This window comes from Mycobacterium shottsii (genome assembly GCF_010728525.1).
Classification (GTDB): Bacteria; Actinomycetota; Actinomycetes; order Mycobacteriales; family Mycobacteriaceae; genus Mycobacterium; species Mycobacterium marinum.
Genome location: NZ_AP022572.1, coordinates 1,448,299 through 1,467,642, shown reverse-complemented (window position 1 = coordinate 1,467,642; position 19,344 = coordinate 1,448,299). Strand labels below are relative to the sequence as shown.

Annotated in this window: 20 protein-coding genes and 1 pseudogene; 9 read left to right on the top strand and 12 right to left on the bottom strand. The window is 66.5% G+C overall.

The window, feature by feature from the left end; translation table 11 throughout:
- Positions 1-132: 132 nt before the first annotated feature.
- Positions 133-1,899 carry a PE family protein gene (locus G6N41_RS06950; protein ID WP_198966955.1) on the top strand — a complete coding sequence of 589 codons (1,767 nt, stop codon included), beginning with the start codon at positions 133-135 and terminating at the stop codon, positions 1,897-1,899.
- A gap of 91 nt (positions 1,900-1,990) precedes the next feature.
- Here G6N41_RS06950 and glgC read toward each other — a convergent pair whose 3' ends face one another.
- Positions 1,991-3,205, bottom strand: coding sequence for a glucose-1-phosphate adenylyltransferase (glgC, locus tag G6N41_RS06945; protein ID WP_012395797.1), 1,215 nt, complete (start codon positions 3,203-3,205; stop codon positions 1,991-1,993).
- A gap of 143 nt (positions 3,206-3,348) precedes the next feature.
- Here glgC and G6N41_RS06940 point away from each other — a divergent pair, with 143 nt between their 5' ends.
- From G6N41_RS06940 to glgA, 5 genes are all read left to right on the top strand, one after another.
- Positions 3,349-3,564, top strand: coding sequence for a hypothetical protein (locus G6N41_RS06940; RefSeq protein WP_198965403.1), 216 nt, complete (start codon positions 3,349-3,351; stop codon positions 3,562-3,564).
- 72 nt (positions 3,565-3,636) lie between these two features.
- On the top strand, positions 3,637-3,918 hold the full coding sequence (locus G6N41_RS06935; RefSeq protein ID WP_198965176.1) for a hypothetical protein: 282 nt from the start codon (positions 3,637-3,639) through the stop codon (positions 3,916-3,918).
- Positions 3,894-4,049, top strand: coding sequence for a hypothetical protein (locus G6N41_RS06930; RefSeq protein ID WP_198965232.1), 156 nt, complete (start codon positions 3,894-3,896; stop codon positions 4,047-4,049). Before G6N41_RS06935 ends, G6N41_RS06930 begins: the two co-directional genes overlap by 25 nt.
- 10 nt (positions 4,050-4,059) lie before the next feature.
- Positions 4,060-4,635, top strand: a complete 576-nt coding sequence (locus G6N41_RS28140) for a hypothetical protein (RefSeq protein WP_231608534.1) — start codon at positions 4,060-4,062, stop codon at positions 4,633-4,635.
- 208 nt (positions 4,636-4,843) lie between these two features.
- Positions 4,844-6,007 carry a glycogen synthase gene (gene glgA, locus G6N41_RS06920; RefSeq protein ID WP_198966954.1) on the top strand — a complete coding sequence of 388 codons (1,164 nt, stop codon included), beginning with the start codon at positions 4,844-4,846 and terminating at the stop codon, positions 6,005-6,007.
- Positions 6,008-6,029: 22 nt separating this feature from the next.
- Here the strand turns inward: glgA and G6N41_RS06915 are convergent, their stop codons facing one another.
- From G6N41_RS06915 to G6N41_RS06885, 7 genes are all read right to left on the bottom strand, one after another.
- Positions 6,030-6,197: a DUF3117 domain-containing protein gene (locus G6N41_RS06915; protein WP_003406247.1), complete on the bottom strand. Its 168-nt coding sequence runs from the start codon at positions 6,195-6,197 to the stop codon at positions 6,030-6,032.
- Between the two features lie 164 nt (positions 6,198-6,361).
- Positions 6,362-6,940, bottom strand: a complete 579-nt coding sequence (locus G6N41_RS06910; RefSeq protein WP_198966953.1) for a DNA-3-methyladenine glycosylase I — start codon at positions 6,938-6,940, stop codon at positions 6,362-6,364.
- Entirely contained in the window at positions 6,937-7,308 is a 372-nt protein-coding gene (locus G6N41_RS06905; RefSeq protein ID WP_198966952.1) for a DivIVA domain-containing protein, read from the bottom strand. Before G6N41_RS06905 ends, G6N41_RS06910 begins: the two co-directional genes overlap by 4 nt.
- 48 nt (positions 7,309-7,356) lie before the next feature.
- A complete protein-coding gene (locus G6N41_RS06900) occupies positions 7,357-8,340 on the bottom strand; it encodes a glucosyl-3-phosphoglycerate synthase (protein WP_198966951.1) in 984 nt (327 codons plus the stop codon).
- Complete coding sequence (folP, locus tag G6N41_RS06895; RefSeq protein ID WP_231389773.1) at positions 8,337-9,161, bottom strand: dihydropteroate synthase; 825 nt, start codon at positions 9,159-9,161, stop codon at positions 8,337-8,339. Before folP ends, G6N41_RS06900 begins: the two co-directional genes overlap by 4 nt.
- 140 nt (positions 9,162-9,301) lie before the next feature.
- Positions 9,302-11,083: a long-chain-acyl-CoA synthetase FadD6 gene (gene fadD6 / locus G6N41_RS06890; protein ID WP_198966950.1), complete on the bottom strand. Its 1,782-nt coding sequence runs from the start codon at positions 11,081-11,083 to the stop codon at positions 9,302-9,304.
- 70 nt (positions 11,084-11,153) lie between these two features.
- Positions 11,154-11,717 carry a TIGR00730 family Rossman fold protein gene (locus tag G6N41_RS06885; protein ID WP_011739201.1) on the bottom strand — a complete coding sequence of 188 codons (564 nt, stop codon included), beginning with the start codon at positions 11,715-11,717 and terminating at the stop codon, positions 11,154-11,156.
- Positions 11,718-11,803: 86 nt separating this feature from the next.
- On the opposite strand from G6N41_RS06885, the gene G6N41_RS06880 reads away from it, so the two are divergent.
- Positions 11,804-12,346 (top strand): ATP-binding protein, encoded by a 543-nt coding sequence (locus tag G6N41_RS06880; RefSeq protein ID WP_231608867.1) that lies wholly within the window; start codon positions 11,804-11,806, stop codon positions 12,344-12,346.
- 10 nt (positions 12,347-12,356) lie between these two features.
- Here G6N41_RS06880 and G6N41_RS06875 read toward each other — a convergent pair.
- Together G6N41_RS06875 and dapE are read right to left on the bottom strand one after the other, a co-directional pair.
- A pseudogene (locus tag G6N41_RS06875) lies at positions 12,357-13,230 on the bottom strand (IS5 family transposase).
- 46 nt (positions 13,231-13,276) lie between these two features.
- Positions 13,277-14,341, bottom strand: coding sequence for a succinyl-diaminopimelate desuccinylase (dapE, locus tag G6N41_RS06870; protein ID WP_198966949.1), 1,065 nt, complete (start codon positions 14,339-14,341; stop codon positions 13,277-13,279).
- A 122-nt stretch (positions 14,342-14,463) separates the two neighbouring features.
- On the opposite strand from dapE, the gene dapD reads away from it, so the two are divergent.
- Positions 14,464-15,408, top strand: a complete 945-nt coding sequence (gene dapD, locus G6N41_RS06865) for a 2,3,4,5-tetrahydropyridine-2,6-dicarboxylate N-succinyltransferase (RefSeq protein ID WP_198966948.1) — start codon at positions 14,464-14,466, stop codon at positions 15,406-15,408.
- Positions 15,409-15,462: 54 nt separating this feature from the next.
- Here dapD and G6N41_RS06860 read toward each other — a convergent pair whose 3' ends face one another.
- Positions 15,463-15,963, bottom strand: coding sequence for a MarR family winged helix-turn-helix transcriptional regulator (locus G6N41_RS06860; protein ID WP_020729923.1), 501 nt, complete (start codon positions 15,961-15,963; stop codon positions 15,463-15,465).
- Positions 15,964-16,897: 934 nt separating this feature from the next.
- On the opposite strand from G6N41_RS06860, the gene G6N41_RS06855 reads away from it, so the two are divergent.
- Positions 16,898-17,770: an IS5 family transposase gene (locus G6N41_RS06855; protein WP_407663781.1), complete on the top strand. Its 873-nt coding sequence runs from the start codon at positions 16,898-16,900 to the stop codon at positions 17,768-17,770.
- A 10-nt stretch (positions 17,771-17,780) separates the two neighbouring features.
- On the opposite strand, the gene G6N41_RS06850 is transcribed toward G6N41_RS06855, so the two are convergent.
- On the bottom strand, positions 17,781-19,064 hold the full coding sequence (locus tag G6N41_RS06850; protein WP_198966947.1) for an MFS transporter: 1,284 nt from the start codon (positions 19,062-19,064) through the stop codon (positions 17,781-17,783).
- Between the last annotated feature and the right edge of the window lie 280 nt (positions 19,065-19,344).

Here is a 19,344-nt window from a genome sequence, read left to right as displayed (position 1 = left end):
CGCCGGAAGCCTGGGAATCGATGAAGTCCGCGTGAACCAGCGGCGGGTGGGACCAGGTCGGGATTCGTTGTTTTCACCGTTTTCACCGTTTTCACCGAAGGTTCGACCACGACCCAGGGGGGCCGGTCAGCAATGTCGTTTTTGGTAACCGCGCCAGAGATTTTGGCGGCGGCAGCAACAGACTTGGACGGTATCGGCGCAGCGATCGGCGAGGCCAACGCCGCGGCTGCGGCTCCCACTACCGCGGTACTGGCCGCCGGCGCCGACGAGATATCCGCCGCGATGGCGTCGCTGTTCACCGCTCATGCGCAGGCCTATCAGGGTCTCAGCGTTCAGGTGGGGGCGTTTCATACCCAGTTCGTACAAGCGTTGACCGGCGCGGGGGGCGCCTACGCGGCCGCCGAGGCGGCGAACGTCTCGCCGTTGCAGGCGGCGGCGCAAGACATGCTGACGGCGATCCGTGCCTCCGCCCAGGCGTTGCTGGGGCGCCCGCTGATCGGCAACGGTGCCGACGGGGCCCCCGGACAAGCCGGCGGGGATGGCGGATTGCTCTACGGCAACGGCGGTAACGGCGGCACCAGCACCACCGCGGGCGTGGCCGGCGGCGCCGGCGGGTCCGCGGGACTGATCGGCAACGGCGGAGCCGGTGGCGGCGGCGGGGCCGGCGCCGTCGGCGGCAACGGCGGGGCCGGCGGGTGGCTCTTCGGCAATGGCGGGGCCGGTGGAGCCGGCGGCGCGACACCGGGCATCGGTGGGGGCGGTGGGGCAGGCGGGGCCGGTGGGATCGGCGGGGCCGCCGGATTGTTCGGCAACGGCGGGGCAGGCGGTGTCGGCGGCGACGGAGGACTCAACTACTACGGCGACGGAGGTGTGGCCGGGGCCGGCGGCAACGGAGGCCGCGGCGGGTGGCTGCACGGCGACGGCGGTGACGGTGGCGCCGGGGGTGACGGCGGACGGGGCCTGCCCGGCGGTGACGGAGGAAGCGGTGGCGCCGGGGGGGGCACCGGGCTATGGGGCTCCGGCGGACAGGGCGGTACGGGCGGCACCGGCCTCAACGGCAACGCCCCCTTCGCCGACGGCCAGCATCCGGTGATTCTTGACGGCGGCCACGGCGGCACCGGTGGCAACGGCGGGTTGCTGTTCGGCAACGGCGGCAACGGCGGGCTGGGCGGCATGGGCGGCGGCGGCAACGGCCTCCCCTCGACAGGAGTCGGCGGAGATGGCGGCGACGGCGGCAACTGCGGCACCGCCGGCAATGGGGGCTGGCTGATTGGCAACGGCGGGACCGGAGGCCAGGGCGGAGCCGGTTTCGCCGGCGGGACGGGAGCCGACAATGTCTCGGCCGGAAGACCCGGCGGGGCCGGCGGCGCCGGCGGCATCGGTGCCGGTGGCGGCAACGCCGGGCTCATCGGCACTGGCGGCAGCGGCGGCAATGGCGGCATGGGCGGCCACGGTGGCGACAGCGGCTACGGCGACCAAACGGGCGGCCAAGGCGGAAATGGCGGCATGGGCGGAGCTGGCGGCGCCGCCGGCAACAGCGGTCTACTGCTTGGCAGCGGCAGCCGCGGCGGCGACGGCGGCACCGGCGGCAACGGCGGCGAAGGCCGCGGCGGATTCTCGGTGCCCCAGCACGGTGTCGGCGGGCAGGGCGGCACCGGCGCCAACGGCAGCGACGGCGGCTGGCTTTACGGAGACGGCGGGGCCGGCGGTGCTGGCGGCAACGGCGGTTTCGGTGGATCAGGCGTTCAGAACGGCGCCGGCGGCGACGCCGGCAGCGGTGGCGACTCCCGGTTGATCGGCGATGGCGCCGCCGCCGGCGCCGGCGGAACCGGCGCACCCCCCGGTGCCGACGGACACAGCGGCGCCGATGGGTTGTTGTCCGCGGCGCTGGGGGCCTGAGCCAGCAGATCCGCGTCGCGAGCAGACGCAAAATCGCCCTGTTGAGTTCGAAAAGGCGCGATTTTGTGTCTGCTCGCGCGGGAAAGGTGACCTAGATCCAGACGCCCTTGCCCACGGCCACCACGCCGCCGGCGCTGATCGCGAACCTTTCCCGGTCCTTGTCCAAGTCCACGCCGACCATCTCGCCGGGCCCGACGACGACGTTCTTGTCCAGGATCGCGTGCCGCACCACCGCGCCGCGGCCAACCCGCGCGCCCGGCATGATCACACTGCCCTCCACGATCGCGCCGTCCTCGACCACGACGTTGGACGACAACACCGAATTGCGCACCGAGGCGGCCGAAATGATGCTGCCCGCACCCACCACCGACTCCTGCGCAGAGCCGCCGTTGACGAACTTCGCGGGCGCCAGGTTCTCCGACTCACCGCGGATCGGCCAGCGCTTGTTGTACAGGTTGAACACCGGATGCACCGACACCAGGTCCATATGCGCGTCGTAGAAAGCGTCCAGGGTCCCGACGTCACGCCAATATGCCCGGTCGCGGTCGGTAGCGCCCGGTACTTCGTTGTTGGAAAAGTCGTAGACCGCCGCCATCCCGTCGGCGACCAGTCTCGGGATGATGTCTCCACCCATGTCGTGGTCGGAATGGTCGTCGTCGGCGTCGGCCCGAATCGCATCGATCAGCACCTTGGTAGTGAAGACATAATTGCCCATCGAGACGAACGTGCTGGTGGGGTCGTCGGGTGTGCCGGGCGGCTCCAGCGGCTTCTCCACGAAATCACGGATGGTCCCCGCATCGTCAGCGTCGATACAGCCGAACGCGCTCGCATCAGCACGCGGCACCCGGATACCGGCCACCGTGACCCCGGCCCCGCTGTCGATGTGAAACCGAACCATCTGTTCGGGATCCATCCGGTAAACGTGATCGGCCCCGAAAACCACTATGTAGTCCGGATCTTCGTCGTAGATGAGATTGAGTGACTGGTAGATCGCGTCGGCGGAGCCGGTGTACCAGCGCGGACCGAGTCGCTGCTGGGCCGGAACCGGGGTGATGTATTCACCGGCCAAACCCGACAACCGCCAGTTCTGCGATATGTGCCGGTCCAGCGAGTGCGACTTGTATTGGGTGAGAACACAGATCCGCAAATACCGAGCATTGACCAGGTTGGAGAGCACGAAATCGATCAGTCGGTAGGCGCCGCCGAAGGGAACCGCGGGCTTGGCGCGGTCGGCAGTCAGCGGATAAAGCCGCTTGCCCTCACCGCCGGCCAAGACGATGCCAAGCACGTGTGGTGCTTCCCTCATGGCCTCAAACCTAACGGCACCCGCGAAGCGCTGCCAGCGGACGGCAAGCATCACGAAAAATGCCCGTGAAGCGTCCTCGGTGCATCACGTAAAAATGCCCGCGAAACGGTCGATCCTCAGCAGGCATGGGAAGTGGGCTGTCGATGTCGTCTCGGACCGAGATCACCGCGAAGTTCGCCAGGGCGTATGTGGGGGCACCGAAGGCGGACAAGGGGCAGATTCTGGATCAGGTGGTGGCGGTCACCGGCTGGTCGCGTGACAACGCCCGGCGGCGGTTGAGGGCGGCGGCCGCGCCGCCGGGAGCGGGTCGGCAGGTCGCCAAACGGACTCGCCGGCAACGCAATCCGAAGTACTCCTAGGATGCGCTCAAGGTGTTGCAGAAGGTGTGGGCGGCCTCAGGCGGGCAGTGCGGCCGGTACCTGGCCGCTTCCATGGCACTTCAGTTGGATGCTCTAGAACGCCACGGCGAACTGGTGGACGGCCGTGACCGTTACGGCCCGGCGGTGCGTGCCGAGCTGTTGGCGATGAGCAGCGCCACGATCGACCGCTACCTGCGCGGCGCCAAGGCCCGCGACCAGATCTCGGGTGTGTCGACGACGAAACCCTCCCGCTGCTGCGGTCCTCGATCACCATCTGCAAAGCAGGCGATGAGGCCGAAGAATCTCCGGGGTTCTTCGAAGGCGACACCGTGGCGCACTGCGGCCCGACACTGAAAGGTGAGTTCGCCCGCACGGTCAACCTCACCGACATGCACATCGGCTGGGTGTTCACCCGCACGGTGCGCAACAACGCCCACCCCACATCCTGGGCGCCCTCAAAACCGGAATTACTAAAATCCCTATAAGGTAACGGGTTTGGACTTCGACAACGGCACCGAATTCCTCAATAAGGCGGTCATCAAGTGGGCCGCGGACATGGAGATCTTCTTCACCCGCTCACGACCCTACAAGAAGAACGACCAGGCCACCATCGAGTCCAAAAACAACCACCTCGTGCGTCGCTACGGGTTCTACTACCGCTACGACACCGACGAAGAACGCGCCGTGCTCAACCGGCTGTGGCACCTGGTCAACGACCGGCTCAACTACCTGACCCCCACCATCAAACCCATCAGCTACGGCTGCAGCCGCGACGGTCACCGCCGCCGGCTCTACGACAAGCCCCAGACCCCTGGACCGGCTGCTGGCCGCCGGAGTCCTCTCAGCGGCCCAACAAACAGAGCTGCTCACCTACCGCAACAGCCTCAACCCCGCCGCGATCGCCCACCAGATCGCCGACCTGCAAGCCGCCCTGCTCAGACTCGCCAAAGACAAGACCGAACAGCTCTACCCCGCCGCCATACCCGCCGCTCTACCCGCCCTCAAAGCCGGCATCCGCATCAAAAGCAAGACCACCACCTGACCCCGATTTCGCGGGCATTCCTTACCTGATGCATGAACCAGGTTTCGCAGGCATCTTGACTTGATGCATCACGGCGGATCCCCGGCCTGTGCCCGTTCTGTCCGGCTGTCCGTCAGGCCAATTGACCACTTCGACGGGTCTGAATCCAGCCGATTAGGCGCATTTTGTCGCTCTTTCCCGCAAAGCCGCCGACCGCGGGTCGGCCCGAGGTGCGAGCGGTGCACTACGGTGCCGGGTATGCGGGTGGCGATGTTGACTCGGGAGTACCCACCGGAGGTCTATGGCGGAGCTGGGGTACATGTCACCGAGCTGGTGGCTCGATTACAGCGCCTGTGCACCGTCGACGTGCATTGCATGGGCGCACCCCGCCCCGACGCATCGGCCCATCAGCCCGATCCGCGGCTGGCGAACGCCAACCCGGCACTGGCCACATTGTCCGCGGATCTGGTGATGGCCAATGCCGCCGACGCAGCCAGCGTGGTGCACTCACATACCTGGTACACCGGTCTGGCAGGGCATCTGGCCGCCCTGCTCTACGGCATTCCGCACGTCTTGACCGCCCACTCGCTCGAACCGATGCGGCCCTGGAAAACCGAGCAGCTCGGCGGTGGCTATCAGATCTCGTCCTGGGTTGAAAAGACCGCCGTCCTGGCCGCCGACGCGGTAATCACGGTCAGCTCCGGAATGCGTGATGACGTCCTGCGCCTGTACCCCGGGCTGGATCCAGGGATGGTGCATGTCGTCCGCAACGGCATCGACACCGAAGTGTGGTTTCCGGCCGGACCGGTTGGTACCGCTTCGGTGCTCGCCGAACTCGGGGTCGACCCGAACCGCCCCATTGTGGCGTTCGTCGGGCGGATCACCCGGCAAAAGGGCGTACCGCACTTGCTGGCAGCGGCACACCAGTTCAGCCCGGACGTCCAGTTGGTGCTGTGCGCGGGTGCTCCCGACACCCCGGAAATCGCCAATGAAGTGCAGTCCGCGGTGGCTCAACTGGCCAGCACTCGTAGCGGGGTGTTCTGGATCCGCGACATCCTGCCCGTGCAGAAGCTTCGCGAAATACTTTCGGCAGCAACAGTTTTTGTTTGCGCATCGATATACGAGCCATTGGGCATCGTGAACCTCGAAGCAATGGCCTGCGCGACCGCGGTGGTGGCCTCCGATGTCGGCGGCATCCCCGAGGTGGTCGCCGACGGAATCACCGGCTCGCTGGTGCATTACGCGGCCGACGACCCCGCCGGTTATCAATCCAGGCTGGCACAGGCGGTAAATGCACTGGTCGCGGACCCAGCCAAAGCCGAACGCTACGGCCAAGCCGGACGGCAGCGTTGTATCGAGGAATTCTCCTGGACACAGATTGCCGAGCAGACGCTGGATATCTATCGAAAAGTGTGCCGATAGGGCACACTTTTCGCGATCTGAGCTAGCTCGTCACACCCTTGAGCTCGTCACCCAGCGCCGCGGCTTCATCGGGTGTCAGCTCGACGACCAACCGGCCACCTCCCTCAAGTGGTACCCGCATCACGATGCCGCGCCCCTCTTTTGTTGCCTCCAGAGGACCGTCGCCGGTCCGGGGCTTCATCGCCGCCATCGAGTGCTCCCTCCAGATTCGAGCTGGCCTGCCGTGGCAGACCTGGCCGGCGCCGAGCATGCCCCATGAATGGATTTCCAGCCATACCCGACATTGAACTGCCAAATCACCCCCCCATTGTTCCCTATCCAGGTCACAACGTGCACAAGACCCGACTTGTGGCGTCACCGGACTATCGGCGGGACCCAGCAACCACGGAGGTGATCGTCGACCATTCCGGTCGCCTGCATCAGTGCATATGCGGTGGTGGGGCCCACAAACCGGAACCCGCGGCGTTTCAACTCGCGCGCCATCGCTTTCGATTCGGCAGTGGCCGAGGGTATTTCAGCCAGTGTCGCGGGCCGCGGCCGCGCCGGGGGCGCGAACGACCACAACAGCTCCGACAGGTCTTGCTCCGATCCGAGGCCGATCACGGCGCGCGCGTTGGAAATGGTGGCCTCAATTTTTGCCCGGTTGCGCACAATCCCCTCATCAGCAAGCAGCCGCTGCACGTCGGCGTCGGTGTAGCCGGCCACCTTCTCAATGTCGAATCCGCAGAACGCCCGCCGGAATTTCTCCCGCTTGCGCAAGATGATCAACCACGACAGGCCGCTCTGGAAGGCCTCCAGGCTCATCTGTTCAAACAGCGCGACCTGTCCATATAGCGGGCGTCCCCACTCCTGGTCGTGATAGTCGCGATAGGTCTGCGCGTCGGGTCCCGGACGAATCTCGGCCCAGTCACAGCGCCGCAGGCCATCGTTCACGTGGAATCGGCTCCATTCGAAACCGCGGGTTGGCTACCCGGCGCGTCGCTGTCTTCGGGCCCGGCCGGACTTTCGCTGGTCGACGAGGCGTGCACCGCGGCGAGCTGCCCGCGTAATTCCTCCAGCTCACGCCCCAATCGATCCAGCACCCAGTCGACCTCGCTGGTCTTGTAGCCGCGCAGCACCTGGGTGAACTTGACCGCGTCGACGTCGGCGCGAGTAACGCCATAGGCGGGCAGCACGGTCGAGGTCGTCGCCCTGGGCAGCGGCGGCAGCTGCTCACCATGCCCGAACAGCAGGCTTGCCACGCCGAACAACACGACCGCCACCAAGACAAGTACCACCAGGTACAGCAACACCAACGCCACGCCGTCGATCTTGCCCTACCGGACCGACAGGTCAGCGTAGGCCGGGGCTCACCGAGGGCGAAGCACACTCATGGGGGGCCGGTCGGCCAGCGACACCGGCGAGGTGCATTCGGTGTAGCCGTCGCCCTCCGCGAAGAACTGGGTCAACCCGACCCCAGAATCGGGGATCCCGCACCGGGACAGCAGCGTGGCGATGACCTGGCGACTCATCACACCCAGCTCGGCCAGGGGCCGGTTACGGTGCGCCCGCACACCCAGGTTGACCTGCGTGATCGCGTCCAGCCCCAGCCGGTCGAAGGTGTCGACCAACAGGCCGATTTCCACCCCGTATCCCGGAGCGAAGGGCAGCGACGTCAACAGCTCGCGGCTGGCCGCATACTCACCGCTCAGCGGCTGCAATACACAGCCCAGCTCGGGTCGCAGCGCCGCCAACAGGGGCCGCGCCACCAGTTCGGTGACGCGCCCGCCGCCGGTAGCGCCCGCGGCGCCGCTAGCGTCACCGACACTGAGCGGGCGTCGGTAGAAGCTCTTGACCAGGTGGATCCCCTCGCCGGTGAGCAGCGGGCCGACCAGCCACGGCACGAACATCGGGTTGGGGTTGACCAGATCCGAGTCGATGAATACCACGATGTCGCCGCTGGTGGCCGCCAACGAGCGCCACAGCGCCTCGCCCTTGCCGGGCTGGGGCGGCACCTCCGGCAACGCCTGTTCGCGGCTCACCACTCGAGCCCCGGCGGCAATCGCTCGGATCTCGGTGTCGTCGGTAGAGCCGGAATCGAGCACGATCAGTTCGTCGACCAGGCCATCCACCAGCGGTGAGATGCTGTCGATCACCGATTGGATGGTTTCTTCCTCATCGAGAGCCGGCAGCACCACCGAGATCGAGCGCCCGGCCTTGGCCTCGACCAATTCGTCGATCTTCCAGCGCGGACGGTTCCAGCTGCGGTCGCATAACCAGGTGTCCCCCGGCCGGGCCGGGATGAGGACTCCCTCACTGGTGAGGTCCCCGGTGACCAGATCCGATGCGGTCATGCGAGTCCCCTCACCGTGCGTGTCGGCGGGCGGGTCCCCTGGATCGACGCCACCATTTCCAGGACCCGGCGGGTCGCTGCGACCTCATGCACCCGAAACATGCGCGCACCGGCGGCCGCCGCCAATGCGGTGGCCGCCAGCGTTCCCTCGAGCCGTTCGGTCAGATCCACGCCCAGAGTCTCTCCGACAAAGTCCTTGTTGCTCAAAGCCATGAGTACTGGCCACCCGGTCTTAACAAGATCGGCCACGTGCCGCAACAGCAGCAACCCGTGCCAGGTGTTCTTGCCGAAATCGTGAGCCGGGTCGATCAACACGCGGTCGCGGGCAACTCCGGCCGCAACCGCCCGCTCGGCGGCCGCTGTGACCTCGCGAATCACGTCGTCCACCACGCCGCGGGTAGTCGTACCGTAACTCACCCGGAAGGGACGCGTGCGTGGTCGCGCTCCCCCGGTGTGCGCGCATACCAGGCCCGCACCGAATTCGGCGGCCACCTCCACTATCGCGGGGTCCACCCCGGCCCAGGTGTCGTTGATCAGGTCCGCACCTGCCGCACATGCCCGCCGGGCCACCTCCGAGCGCCAGGTGTCGACGCTGATCACCTGCTCGGGGTAGGCGTCACGGAGCCACTCGACAAACGGCACCAACCGAGCGATCTCGGTGTCGGGGTCGACGTCCTGGCCGGGCCCGGCCTTGACACCTCCGACGTCGATGACGTCGGCGCCTTCGGCGACCGCTCGATGTACCGCGTCGCGAGCAGCCGCGTCAGAAAAGGTCGCGCCCTTGTCATAGAACGAGTCCGGGGTGCGGTTCACGATCGCCATGATCAGCGGGCGGTCCCCTGCCACCGGGCGGCCACACAGCGTTGCCTGCACGCCTACATAGTGCCTGGTGCACGAAGAGCCATCGAGCCTGCGTCCACGGCTAGCCGCGGTCTGGCCCGGCCTCGGCGCGCCGAATCACGCTAGCCCTGGGGCCGCTTACCTGCCGCTACCTCGTCGGGATACGCGTCGTAATAGGGCACATAGCCCTTGCTGCGGCCGGCCAATACGTACAGCGGGTCATCGACGTCGGCGCCGTAGGCCTGCTCGCGCAGCTCAACCTTGCGGCTCTTGAACGTCGTGGTGTGCGCCATCGCCTGCACCAGCCGCACGAACAGCGGCAGTGCGTATGCGGGCAGCTGATCGTAGACGGCGCGGGCCAGGGACTGACCGTCGAACTCGGCGCCGTCGCGTAGCTTGACCGCAGCCATCCCGGCGCGACCTCCGGTGTTGGGCACCTCAACCCCGTAGACCGTGCACTCCTCGACGGAGGGGTCAGACGCCAGCGCCGCCTCCACCTGAGTGGTGGCCACGTTCTCGCCCTTCCAACGGAAGGTGTCACCCAGCCGGTCGACAAACGCCGCGTGCCCCATCCCCTGCGGGCTCATCACGTCACCGGTGTTGAACCAGCAGTCTCCCTTCCGGAAGGCATCACGGACCAGCTTTTTCTCACTGGCGGCCGGGTCGGTGTAGCCGTCGAACGGCTGCAGCCTGTTGACCCGGCTCAGTAACAGTCCCGGTTCACCGGCAGGCACCCGACGGACCCGACCGGACTCGTCGCGCAGCGGGGCGCCGGTGTCCGGGTCGTAGGCCACGTAGGCCAGCGGCATCGGCGAGATCCCGGTGCTTTTGGGCACGTTGAAGATGTTGATGAAGGCCGAGTTGCCCTCGCTGGCGGCATAGAACTCGCACACCCGGTCAATGTCGAACCGTTTGGTGAACTCACCCCAGATCTCGGGCCGCAACCCGTTGCCGGCGATCACCCGCACCTTGTGCTTGCGATCGGTCGGTTTGGTCGGCTGGTTGAGTAGGTAGCGGCAGACCTCGCTGATGTAGATGAAGGCGGTGGCGTTGCTGGCGATCACCTCGTCCCAGAAGCGCGACGCCGAGAACGACTTGCCCAGCGCCAACGTCGCCCCGGAATTGATCACCGAGGACACCGCCACCGTGAGTGCGTTGTTGTGATACAGCGGCAGACAGCTGTAAAGCGTGTCGGAGCTCTTCAGCCGTAGTCCCAGCCCACCGAAGACCGCCAGGGCCCGAAGCCACCGGTGGTGGGTCATCACACTGGCTTTGGGGAATCCGGTGGTGCCCGACGTGAAGATGTAAAACGCCGTGTCCTGAGCCTGCACGGCCGACGCCGACGCCGGGTTGTTGGCCGGGGCGGTCGCGGCGAAGCGCTCCAGGTCTTCGATGGTGACCACCTCACCGGCCGCGCCACCGCTTTCGCTGACGGCGCTGACCAGATCGGACTCCGCCACCAGCACCTTGGCATCGAGCAGTCCCAGACTGTGCGCCAGCACCTCGCCGCGCTGGTGGTAGTTGAGCATGCCGGCGATGGCGCCACACTTGACGACAGCCAGCATCCCCACCACCGTGTTGGGCGAGTTGCGCAGCATGATTCCCACGACGTCGCCGAGGCCGACGCCACGCGCGGCCAGCACCGCCGCATAGCGGTTGGCGGTCGCGTTGGCTTCGCCGTAGGTCATCTGCTGATCGCCGAACTTCAAGAAAACCCGGTCCCCGAAGCGAGCGGCCCGGTCCTGGAACACGGTGCCGATCGACGCCTTGGACTTGGGCCGGGGCAACAGGCCGGTCACCACCCCCCGCATGATCGACGGCGCGTCGATCAGTAGACCGGGCACCCGCGCAGCGACGTCGGTGAACTTGACTCGCGTGCGGACATGACTTTGGCGATCGGACAACCTGATCCCTCGATTCGTTCTCAGAGTTCGGCGGCCAGCCTAATCGGGAGCGAATGGTCGTCAATAGGCCTCAGCCGGGTGCGCACGCCTGCAACGCGTCATCGAGGTTATCCACCACGATCAACCGCTCCATCGCTGTCCGCGAGACGTAGCCGGTATCGGCCAATTCGGACAGCCAGGCGCGCAGCCCATCGAAGTGGCCCCAGGGATCCAGCACGACGATGCTCTTGTCGTGCATGCCCAGGTATCCCTCGGTCCACACGTCCAACAGCTCGTCGAGGGTCCCGACGCCGCCCGGCAGGGTGATGAACGCGTTTGCGCGGTCCTCCATGACCTGCTTGCGCTCCCACATCGTTTCGGTGACGACCAACTCGTCCGCGTCATGGTCAGCCAACTCGCGATGCACCAGCATCTTGGGAATCACTCCGACCGTCCAGCCGCCGTGCGCCCGCGCCGCCGACGAGACCGCCCCCATCGCCGAAACGTGGCCCCCGCCCCACACCAACGTCCAGCCCCGGGCGGCGATCGCCGCACCGACGGCTGCGGCGAGCTCCAACAACTCCGGATGTGTCGGCGCGGCTGCACAGTACACCGCCACTGTCCAACGGCCGGGTTCGTCGCTTTTCGCGGTCACATACCGAAACGTAGACCAGCGCCCCCACCCCGGACAACTTTGGGCCCTATCGCCACGCGCACCCTTGACGCCATAAACTCCGGGCAATGCCAATTCGATGGAACGTCCCCCAACACGCGGCAGCCTTGGAGCAGTTGGACGTTGCGTTGAGCGACCTGGCGCGCCCCGGCGCCGTCATCCTCGGACCTGACGGCGTCGGAAAATCCACCCTGGCGCGATTGGCCGCCGAGCACTTCGCCCAACGGCACCCGGCCACCGTCATCCGCTGGGTCACCGGAACCCCGACCGAACGCACGGTCCCGTTCGGCGCCTTCAGCCACTTGGTGGAGATCGCCGAGCTGGGCAAGCCGGCCGCGTTGTTGCGAGCGGCCCGAGCGTCGTTGGGCCGCAAGGTGCGCCAGGGCGAGCTCCTTCTCATCGTCGACGATGCCCACGATCTGGACATCCTGTCGGCCACGCTGGTGTACCAGCTGGCGCTGGCCGGCGCGGCCCGGATGATCGTCACCGCCCGCGCCGAGGCCGCGCCCGACGCCATCGCGGCCCTGTGGACCGGCAACCTGCTGGATCGGATCGATGTCGCACCGCCGGACGGCAAGACCAAGCAATCCGAGCCCGCCGACGTCGACTAGGGCGTGTCTGCTAATTGCGGACGCGGTGGTAGGTGATGATGGCGGCCAGGGTGACACCGCCGAGGTAGGTCAGGGCGTATTTGTCGTAGCAGGTGGCGACCGCGCGCCAGTGTTTGAGCCGGTTGAAGCTTCGCTCGACGGTGTTACGGTGCTTGTAAATTCGGCCTGAGAACCCCGGAGGCCGTCCTCTGTTGCGGCCTTTGGCTTTGCGGCGGGTGATCTGGTCGCTGCGCTCGGGGATGGTATGGGCGATCTTGAGCCGGCGCAGCTGTGCCCGCGTCGAGTCATAGGAGTACGCCTTGCCCGCCAGCAGGCGAAACGGGGCGTATGAGTTGCTGCGCCGGGCGGCCAGCAATGGCCAAAGCATCGGATTATCACCGGCTTGACCGGCCGACAGTGCCAGGGTGACCGGACTGCACAGCTGGTCGGTCAAGGCGTGGATCTTGGTAGTCAGCCCGCCGCGGGAACGCCCAATGGCGTGGCCATCGGGCTCATCGAGATATTTCTTGTAATTCGACAGATCCCCCTGTGCGGCGCCCGGAGCGCGCTCCGGCTGCGTGTTGGTGGGCGCGCACACTGGTCGAATCGACCGACAACAGTGCGCCCAGGTCGGCGTCCTCGGCGTCGAGGTCAGAGGCGATCGCCGCGAAGATCCGCGCGTAGATACCATCGACCGACCAGCGTAGATGCCTCTCGGCCACCGATTGCCAGGGACCGAAGTGCTCGGGCAGGTCACACCACGGAGATCCCGTACGGTAACGCCAGATAATGCCCTCCAGAGTACGTCGATGATCGTTCCACGGCCGGCCACGCCGCCGCCCCGCAGGCAACACCGCCACGATCAGCGACCACAAATCATCAGAAATCGCATGCGTCCGCATCACCCAAACAGCATCAGCCAAAACACCATTCACATTAAGCAGACACACCCTAGGTGCTCAGGTAGCGGCGCAACGTGTCCGCCACAGTGGTGATCGTGGCGACCGGCACTCGCTCGTCGCGGCAATGCGCCAGATTGGGGTCCCCGGGGCCGTAATTGACCGCGGGGATGCCCAGAGCCGCGAAGCGGGACACATCCGTCCAGCCGTATTTCGCTCGGACCTGCCCACCGGCAGCCTCAACCAGTGCTTTGGCGGCGGGTTGCGCCAGACCCGGCAGCGCGCCCGCCGCCGCGTCGGTCTGCTCGATCTGCACGTCGAGCCCGTCGAATACCTCACGCACGTGCTGCAGGGCGGCCGGAACCGACCGGTCGGGCGCAAAGCGATAGTTGACCGTTACCGAAGCCGCGTCCGGAATCACGTTGCCAGCCACGCCACCGTCCACGCGTACCGCCGACAAACCCTCTCGGTATGTGCAACCGTCGATGTCGACGCTGCGCGCCGGGTAGCGCGCCAACCGGTCCAGCACGGCACTGAGCTTGTGGATTGCGTTGTCCCCCAACCAAGAACGCGCCGAGTGCGCGCGGGTCCCGGTCGCGCTGATGACCACTCGTAACGTGCCCTGACAACCGGCTTCTATGTAGCCCGACGTGGGCTCTCCCAGGATGGCGACATCGGCGGACAGCCACTCCGGGAGCTCCCGCTCGATGCGCCCCAAACCGTTTGCCGCCGCCTCGATTTCCTCACAGTCGTAGAACACCAGCGTCAGGTCGTGCACCGGTTCGGCCACCGTGGCCGCCAGATGCAGAAACACCGCGTCACCGGACTTCATATCGGCCGCGCCACAGCCGTGCAGCTGCCCGTCGGCGCGACGGCTGGGCAAGTTGTCGGCCACCGGCACGGTGTCCAAATGTCCGGCCAGCAGCACCCGCGAGGGCCGGTTCAGCCGGGTCCGGGCAAGCACCGCGTTGCCGTTGCGGATGATCTCGAAGCCCGATGTCTGCGCGCGCAACGCCGCCTCTAGCTCATCGGCGATGCGCGCCTCATCCCGAGATTCGCTGGGGATGTCGATCAGTGCAGCGGTCAGGTCGATCGGGTCCCCGCGCAAGTCCAGCACACACCAAGCCTAGTGGGTCCGCCGTCGCGCCGAGCAGACGCAGAGTCGCACGCGGCGGCCGCGCCGGCGTGCGACTCTGCGTCTGCTCGCGGGCGTCAGCGCATCTAGTAGCGTGTCGAGGCGTGACTGGAGCAGCAGGCATCGGACTGGCAACCCTGGCTTCCGACGGATCGGTCCTGGACACCTGGTTTCCCGCGCCGGAGTTGACCGAGTCAGGTACCAGCGCGACATCACGCCTGGCGTTGTCCGACATTCCCGCGGAGCTGGCCGCATTGGTAGGCCGCGACGACGATCGCGGCGCCGAGGTGGTGGCGGTCCGGACCGTCATCGGCTCGCTAGACGATGCCGCCGCCGACGCGTACGACGCCTACCTTCGCCTGCACCTGTTGTCGCATCGTCTGGTGGCGCCGCACGGGCTGAACGCCGGCGGCTTGTTCGGCGTATTGACCAATGTCGTGTGGACTAATCGCGGACCATGCGCAATCGAAGGTTTCGAGGCAGTGCGGGCACGGTTGCGCCGCCACGGAGCGGTGACGGTCTACGGTGTCGACAAGTTTCCCCGGATGGTCGACTACGTGATGCCCAGCGGCGTGCGCATCGCCGATGCCGACCGGGTGCGACTGGGCGCCCACCTGGCGCCGGGCACCACCGTGATGCATGAGGGTTTCGTCAACTACAACGCCGGAACCCTGGGCGCTTCCATGGTCGAGGGCCGAATCTCCGCGGGCGTGGTGGTCGGCGACGGCTCCGACATCGGCGGTGGGGCCTCGATCATGGGCACGCTCTCCGGTGGGGGGACCCAAATCATTTCCATGGGCAAGCGCTGCCTGCTCGGCGCCAACGCCGGGCTGGGCATCTCCCTGGGCGACAACTGCGTGGTGGAAGCCGGCTTGTACGTCACGGCCGGCACCAAGGTCACCACACCCGATGGCATCACCGTCAGGGCACGCGAACTGTCCGGCAGCAGCAACCTGCTGTTCCGCCGCAACTCGGTGACGGGCGCGGTCGAGGTGGTGGCCCGCGACGGTCAGGGCATCGCACTCAACGAGGATCTGCACGCCAATTAGTGGGGCCGCATGGGCCGGTAGGCGCATGCCGTTGCGGTGCGCGGTTGCGCACCATCACCACAGGTCCGGCTCGCGATAGAGGTTGGCGGGATCGAATTCCACCGCCCCGCGGGCAGCTTCACCGACGGCGTCGAGGATCAGGTGCAACTGCTCGACTCCGTCGGCACCGACGCGCTGTTGGATCGCCCGGTCGAGTGCGGCAGCCGCACGCTGACGCGCGGCCAAGTACTCCATCGCCTTTGGCGTCAGCTCCACGACCTTCTCGCGCTGGTCCGTCGGCGACGGGGCGGTCTGCACGTAGCCGCGATCGCGCAGCTCGGCGACGAGTTTGCTGGCCGCCTGGCGGCTGACGCCGAACTGCCTGCCCATCTGCGATATCGTCATAGGTCCTGGCAGCGCATAGAGGGCGAACACATAGTTCATGGAGAAGCGCCGCCGCTCGAAACCCGCGGCCTCCATGTCGGTGTCAACCCGATGAACGTAGCTCCACCACGCAATCCGCAGCGCCTGGCCGAGCGGTGTTTGCGGCGACCGGTAGCCATTTCTGTCAGCCATGGTTGACAATCTAGCCGATTGGCTCTAGTCTTCAAATTGTCAACCATAGATGACAGTTAGGTGGTGAGGATTCCACAACCTGGCATGCAACGACCGGATCTCCCGGCCACCCATGTCAACAAGCCCGAGTTCTTCAGCGTCGACAGCGCGAGCTTTGTTGGGGAAGCCCCTGCCACCCAGAAAGGAAAGTGAAATGTCAAAGATTCGCACCTTGTCGGCAGGTGTTCTGTGTGCAGTTGGCTTAGCGCTGGCGGGAGCCGTGGTGGCACCCGCAGTGGCGTTCGCGGACCTGGGCCCAGGCCCCGCTCCGCACCCGGGCCCAGCGGCCCCCGTCCACCCGGGGCCGGCCGCCGCGCCCCATCCAGGTCCGGGCGCCCCGGGAGACCCGATGCATCCGGAACCGGGAGTTCCGATGCATCCCGTCCCTCCCCCCACTCACCCGATCTACCACTACGGCGATGACATGACCCACCCGGTCTGGTCTGCCACGCACCCGGTCTGGGCGCTGGCCCCCTAATTGCCGCCTGCTCGGCATCGATGTTCTGCCCCGGTCACTGCTAGCCCCAGTGGCCGGGGCAGAACCTTTTGCCGCGACTGGCGGAGACGTTGGCGGGCTTGCTAATCAGCGTCAATTCCGATTCCGGACACCTCCCCCGCCGGTGAAATGACCCCGTACGGCATCATGACATTCCAACCTCCACTCGAACTGGCGCCGGCCGACCATCATGGGGCGCTCGGATCCACCGAACTGCTTACCCTGCAGGCGAATTCATTGAAGTGGAGACCGGCGCCCGGCGGGCCCGCGATCCCGTGCTCCACGCCAAGGTCCGGGTTGTGTTTGGCAACGGCCAGCACCCGCCGCGCCGCCGGGACGGGCGCCGCAACTAGGGCGTGTCTGCTTAATGTGAATGGTGTTTTGGCTGATGCTGTTTGGGTGATGCGGACGCATGCGATTTCTGATGATTTGTGGTCGCTGATCGTGGCGGTGTTGCCTGCGGGGCGGCGGCGTGGCCGGCCGTGGAACGATCATCGACGTACTCTGGAGGGCATTATCTGGCGTTACCGTACGGGATCTCCGTGGTGTGACCTGCCCGAGCACTTCGGTCCCTGGCAATCGGTGGCCGAGAGGCATCTACGCTGGTCGGTCGATGGTATCTACGCGCGGATCTTCGCGGCGATCGCCTCTGACCTCGACGCCGAGGACGCCGACCTGGGCGCACTGTTGTCGGTCGATTCGACCAGTGTGCGCGCCCACCAACACGCAGCCGGGCGCGCTCCGGGCGCCGCACAGGGGGATCTGTCGAATTACAAGAAATATCTCGATGAGCCCGATGGCCACGCCATTGGGCGTTCCCGCGGCGGGCTGACTACCAAGATCCACGCCTTGACCGACCAGCTGTGCAGTCCGGTCACCCTGGCACTGTCGGCCGGTCAAGCCGGTGATAATCCGATGCTTTGGCCATTGCTGGCCGCCCGGTGCAGCAACTCATACGCCCCGTTTCGCCTGCTGGCGGACAAGGCGTACTCCTATGACTCGACGCGGGCACAGCTGCGCCGGCTCAAGATCGCCCATACCATCCCCGAGCGCAGCGACCAGATCACCCGCCGCAAAGCCAAAGGCCGCAACAGAGGACGGCCTCCGGGGTTCTCAGGCCGAATCTACAAGCACCGCAACACCGTCGAGCGAAGCTTCAACCGGCTCAAACACTGGCGCGCGGTCGCCACCCGCTACGACAAATACGCCCTGACCTACCTCAGCGGTGCCACCCTGGCCGCCATCATCACCTACCACCGCGTCCGCAATTAGCAGACAGGACCTAGGCGGCGGTCAGTGAGGCGCCGGCGGTCTCGGGGAGCAGATAGGTGCACAGCAGGCTGGCGGCCACCAGCGCGGTCATCATCAGGCCGACCGCGGAGCTGCCATAGCTGGCCAGCAGGGTACCGGCGATCAATGGCGGCGCGGCGCCCCCAACGATGCCCGCCACGTTGAGCACCAGGGCCGTGCCGGTGTAGCGGTAGCGGGTAGCGAACAGTTCCGGGATAAGCGAGGCTGCAGGCCCAAATCCACTGGCGGCCGCGGCATACAGCCCCAGCAGCGCCACCGTGAACCCGACGGTATCGCCAGAGCCGATCAGCGGCATTACCAGCGGCGACCAGAAAAGGCCCACTGCCCAGCCGACCAGCATGACGCGCCGGCGCCCGAAGCGATCGCACAGAATGGCCGACAGTGCGACAAAACCGATGCAGACCAGCCCGCCCAGCACACCGATCAGCAAGACGAGGTTTCGCGAATACCCCAGGTGCAGTTGCGCGTAGGAAGGCAGGAAGGTGCTGGCCAGATACAGGCACCCGAAGGCCGCCAGCATGGCGCCCGCGGCCAGCACTATCTCACGGCGTTGCCGGCACAACACCGCCGCCAGCGGTGCCCGCGCGGCGGCGGTTGATTCCTGATCATCGGCCTGCGCCATCGCAAGAGCGAATACCGGGGTCTCGTTGATCTCCAAGCGGACGTACAAGGCGAAGGCAATCAGTAGCGCGCTCAACAGAAAAGGGACACGCCAGCCCCACTGCAGAAACGCCGAACTGCTCTCTCCGATGGTGTAGTTCACCCCGAGAAAGATCAGACCGCTCACCACAAGCGCAACACCGCCACCGAGCACAGTGAACATGCCGTAGTACCCGCGCTTGTGCGCTGGCGCGGACTCGATACTCAGCAGCGCCGAACCAGCCCATTCGCCGCCGACGGCAAAACCCTGGAGCAACCGTAAGGCGACCAGGATCAGCGGGGCGGAGACCCCGATGGTTGCCGTGCTGGGCACCACCCCCACCGTCACCGTCGATAGGGCCATGATCAAAAGGGTGGCAACGAGAGTCTTCTTACGCCCCAGCCGGTCCCCAAAATGCCCGAAGACGGCCCCGCCGAGCGGCCGGGACAGAAACGCCGTGGCAAAAGTCCCCATCGATGCGATAGTCGCCAGAGCTGGACTGAGACCGGGGTAGAAGACCGCCGGAAAGACCAGCGCCGCAGCCGTGCCGTAAATGCAGAAGTCGTAGTACTCGACTGTTGAACCGACGACACAGGCGAGGGCGACCCGACTCATGGGTGTTGCTCCCGAGCTGGGGTCGCCGGTCCCGCCACCGGCCGTCGCGAGGCCAGCTGCATCCACAGTTGAGTACACAGCGACGACGATATGCCGCGACTAGGAGCTTAATCCGTTCTCACGCCGTGAGTTTGCTGCCAACATGCTGGACGGTATGCGCCCGCGCCACCAGCTCGCGCCGCAACTCGTCACGCATCCCGACCCGAAATACCCTACCCCCCTCGTTAATTAGCTGCGCTCACCAAGATTCGAATCCCGGTCGATCAGCGGGTGTGCTCGC